We start from the raw sequence: 1,429 nt of genomic DNA, 5'->3' as shown, positions 1-1,429 counted from the left end.
TAGTAGGACTCCGTTAGGTCTGTCTGGATCTTGGAGTCGTGGGTGGCCTTGCGGGCAGGACTTGGTGGCAGGTGCTGCAGACGCCGGTCCAGCACCTCAGGACGTCTTGAAGGATGTCGAGGATCTGGTAGAGGGTGAGACCGTTGTGGACACTTTTGGGGCCAGACGCTGCTCGGTGAGGAACGCGTGGGCGGCGGTCACGAGGGTGACGTGGTGGTGCCAGCCGGGCCAGGAGCGGCCTTCGAAGTGGTCCAGGCCCAGGCCGTGCTTGAGCTCACGGTAGTCGTGTTCGATGCGCCAGCGGACCTTGGCCAGACGGACCAGGTCGGCGATCGGGGTGTCGGCGGGCAGGTTGGACAGCCAGTATTCAGTGGGTGCGTCGGCGTCGGCGGGCCATTCCGTCAGCAGCCAGCAGTCGGGCAGGATCCCGTCCCACCAGCCTTGTTCAGCTGAGGCGGCAGCCCTGATCGGACGCTCGACAGCTTTGCCGGCGGGGCGGACCCGTACGGCGGCGAAGCGGGAACGTAACTCTCCTCGGGAGCCGCCTCGCCAGGTGAGAGGGGTGAACGCCTCCGGCCCGAGGCTGACAGCCAGAGCAGCCACCGACGGTGCGGCCTGCCGGTATCGCGGCTGAGGCCAGCAGCCGACGGGCCCGTTGCGCGCCGGGGCCACGGGCTCGGCGTCGAAGGGGTGGGCGCTCACATCCGAGCGGATGGCCAGGACGTAGGCCATTCCACGCTCGGACAGTCCGGTCCGCAGGTGGGCGTTGGTGCCGTAGGCCGCATCGGCCACCACGACCGGCGGCGTCATGCCCCAGCCGGCCAGCGTGTCGAGCATGTCCAGCGCCAGCCGCCACTTCTCGCGGTGTGTGACCTCGGGCGGAATGCGCGTGACCGTCCGGCGGCCGGTGTCCGACGCCCACTCCTGGGGCAGGAACAGCCGCCACTGCAGTGGGCAGGACGCCGTGTCGGTCGCGGCATGGACACTGACCGCGACCTGGCAGTTCGCCCGCTTGCCCAACGCACCGCAGTACTGCGGCGCCACGGCGACCGACATCTGTCCGTCCTTGGGCACCGACACATCGTCGATCACCCAGGCCGTCGGGTTGATGAGCGGCAGCATCCGCTCACAGATCCGCCGTTGCACCGGCACCGGATCCCACGTCGACTGGTTCACGAACTGCTGCAGGTTCTGCTCATTGCCGTCCGGCAGCCGCGCGGCCATCGCCTGGACCGACTTGCGGCGGCCGTCCATCATCAGGCCCCGCAGATAGCAGTCGCCCTTGGCCCGCTGGTCCTTGCGCGACACCGACGCGAACACATCCGCCACATACAACGCCAACTTGGCCCGGACCCGGCTCACTTCGTGTGCGTCCACACATCCAACATGCTCGTGATCAGCACCGATAGGAAGACCTAACGGAGTCCTA

1 protein-coding gene is annotated in these 1,429 nt (G+C 68.0%); it reads right to left on the bottom strand.

What is annotated here, in order from left to right; genetic code table 11:
• Window positions 1-96: 96 nt before the first annotated feature.
• Entirely contained in the window at window positions 97-1,377 is a 1,281-nt protein-coding gene (locus AB0N16_RS41770; protein WP_365806031.1) for an IS701 family transposase, read from the bottom strand.
• Window positions 1,378-1,429 lie beyond the last annotated feature (52 nt).

This window comes from Streptomyces sp. NPDC051105, from assembly GCF_040682795.1.
Lineage (GTDB): Bacteria > Actinomycetota > Actinomycetes > Streptomycetales > Streptomycetaceae > Streptomyces.
Note: the sequence above shows the minus strand (reverse complement) of the source record. Positions and strands in the feature narration are given on the sequence as shown.